General features: G+C 70.4%; 1 protein-coding gene. It reads left to right on the forward strand.

All coding sequences use genetic code 11. The features are described 5' to 3' along the window. Positions 1–300 precede the first annotated feature (300 nt). Positions 301–1,830 (forward strand): cellulase family glycosylhydrolase, encoded by a 1,530-nt coding sequence (locus E1284_RS40465; protein ID WP_131945399.1) that lies wholly within the window; start codon positions 301–303, stop codon positions 1,828–1,830. The last annotated feature ends 31 nt before the right edge of the window (positions 1,831–1,861 follow it).

Genomic DNA, 1,861 nt, shown 5'->3' on the forward strand with positions numbered 1-1,861 from the left:
GAGAAAGGGTCACGCTGAGCACTCCCTTCGGGGGGTCCCGGTCGTCGGCGGGGGGACCGGGTCGGGAGTAGTGGGAGCGCTCCCAAGAATCGGTTCGGAGGCCGTTTGTGTCAAGTGTCACCGGCCGGACGGATTCCGGAAATCCTCCGGCGCCTCACTCGTGCGCGCGAGGCGCCGTGAAATTTCGTGAAAGGAATGGAACAAGGCTTCCATGTCGCGTCCGGCCCGTTCTACGTTCACCGCAGTCCAGGAGTGGGAGCGCTCCCAAGCGGAAAGAACCGACGTGAAAGCGAAGACCCCATGAGACCGCCTTCCCCGCGCACCGCCGCGGCGGCCGCACTGACCGGCGCGCTGTGCGCGGCGGGCTCGCTGGCCGCCGCGACGGTCGTCGCCGGCACCGGGGCCCTGCTCGGCGCGCCGGCGGCCCACGCCGCCGTCGCCTGCCAGGTCGACTACAGCACCAACGACTGGGGCACGGGCTTCACGGCCGCCGTCACGATCACCAACCGGGGCCCGGCCGTCAGCGGCTGGACGCTGACCTACTCCTACAGCGGGAACCAGCAGCTGGCCAACGGCTGGAACGGCCGGTGGTCGCAGTCCGGCCGGACCGTCACCGTCGCCAACGAGAGCTGGAACGGCTCCCTCGCGACCGGCGCCGCCGCCCAGGCCGGAGCCCAGTTCAGCTACAGCGGCACCAACGCCGCCCCCACCGACTTCGCGCTGAACGGGACGCCCTGCAACGGCGGCACCGAGCCGACCGAGCCGCCGACGACGCCGCCCACGACCCCGCCGACCACTCCCCCGTCCGACGGGGCCGCGCCGAAGCTGAAGGTCTCCGGGAACGCCTTCGTGGACGCCTCCGGGAACGCCGTGCGGCTGCGCGGGGTGAACCGGTCCGGCGGCGAGTTCGCCTGCGTCCAGGGCAACGGCTTCTGGGACGGCCCGATGGACGCCGCGTCGGTCGCGGCGATCAGGAGCTGGAACGTCGACGCCGTCCGGGTGCCGCTCAACTCCGACTGCTGGCTGGGACTCGGCAACGTCGATCCGGCCTATCGCGGCGCCGCGTACCAGAACGCCGTGAAGGACTACGTCGCCCTGCTCGAACAGAACGGCATCACGCCCATTCTGGAGCTGCATTGGAGCCACGGGCTGTGGACCGGAAATGACAACCATTGCGACACGGCGAACGCCGAATGCCAGAAGCCGATGCCGGACGCCGAATACGCGCCCGAGTTCTGGCGGCAGCTCGCCTCGGCGTACAAGAACGACACGGCCGTCGTATTCGACCTCTTCAACGAGCCGTACCCGAACAATCTCCAGGTCATGGACTACGCCCAGTCGTGGAAGTGCTGGCGCGACGGCGGCGCCGACTGCACCGGCCTCACCTACGAGGCCGCCGGGATGCAGGACCTGCTCGACGCCGTCCGCTCCACGGGCGCCGAGAACGTCGTGATGGTCGCCGGCAGCAGCTACTCCAACGACCTGTCCCAGTGGCTCGCGCAGAAGCCGTCCGACCCCACCGGAAACCTCGCGGCCGCCTGGCACTCCTACAACTTCAACTACTGCAAGGACGCGTCCTGCTGGGACCAGCAGCTCGCGCCCGTCGCCGCGCAGGTCCCGCTCGTCGCCGGCGAGATCGGCGAGAACACCTGCGGCCACTCCTACGTCGACACCCTGATGGCCTGGCTCGACGCGCACGCCGCGTCCTACCTCGGCTGGACGTGGAACACCTGGGACTGCTCCTCCGGCCCCTCGCTGATCAGCTCCTACGACGGCACCCCGACCTCCTACGGCGCCGGGCTCCGCGCCCACCTGCTGGCCGGCTCCTGACCGTCCCGGCGCGCACCGCCCTCCCCTCGCC

The organism is Actinomadura bangladeshensis (genome assembly GCF_004348335.1).
GTDB lineage: Bacteria > Actinomycetota > Actinomycetes > Streptosporangiales > Streptosporangiaceae > Spirillospora > Spirillospora bangladeshensis.